The sequence below is a fragment of the Pedococcus sp. P1_H8 genome (assembly GCF_056405175.1).
In genome coordinates this window covers 1-397 of record NZ_JBFUCP010000349.1, presented here as the reverse complement: position 1 = coordinate 397, position 397 = coordinate 1, and the positions used below count along the sequence as shown (strand labels likewise).

The window sequence follows — 397 nt, the reverse complement described above, 5'->3', positions numbered from 1 at the left end:
CCGCTTCTCTGCGCGCTTTTCCTTCAGTGACTTGCCGGATTTCTTCGTCATGGTGTTGCGAGGTGACTTGTCCGACATGGTGGTCCCTTGATTGGGAACCTGAACGGTCCCGGGCCACCGACCCTACGCGCCATTCGGGGTTCCCGTCGCCGAGTGCCCTGGTCCGCCGCCCGCCGGACCGTTCAGTCCGGCGGCTCGTGGCTCTGTTCGACGACCCACGCGGCGATCTGTGCGCGCGAGGTGAACCCGAGTTTCGACAGCACGTGCTCGACGTGCCCCTGCGCGGTGCGTTGCGAGATCACCAACTGTTCGGCGATGGCCCGGTTGGTCAGGCCGCGGGCCACCAGGTCGGCGACCTCCTGCTCACGGGGGGTCAGGTCGGCGGCAGGATGGCCCG

The 397-nt window shown here is 67.5% G+C and carries 1 protein-coding gene; it reads right to left on the bottom strand.

From position 1 onward, the window contains the following. Positions 1-182: 182 nt before the first annotated feature. On the bottom strand, positions 183-397 hold a 215-nt coding region (locus AC1DYG_RS20325; RefSeq protein ID WP_477641645.1), incomplete at its 5' end, for a response regulator transcription factor.